At 60.2% G+C, this 201-nt stretch carries 1 rRNA gene; it reads left to right on the forward strand.

What is annotated here, in order from left to right:
- Position 1 precedes the first annotated feature (1 nt).
- Positions 2-201: ribosomal RNA gene (locus JDF658_RS14140) — 23S ribosomal RNA — on the forward strand; the annotation flags it as partial.

The raw sequence follows: 201 nt of genomic DNA on the forward strand, positions 1-201 counted from the left end.
ACCGGCGAGTTACGGTAGCAAGCGAGGTTAAGGCGGAGAGCCGGAGCCGAAGCGAAAGCGAGTCTGAAGAGGGCGATAAGTTTGCTGCCGTAGACCCGAAGCCGGGTGATCTACCCATGTCCAGGGTGAAGCGGGAGTAAAGTCTCGTGGAGGCCCGAACCGACCGACGTTGAAAAGTCGGCGGATGAGGTGTGGGTAGGG

This window comes from Carboxydocella sp. JDF658 (assembly GCF_002049395.1).
Taxonomy (GTDB): domain Bacteria; phylum Bacillota.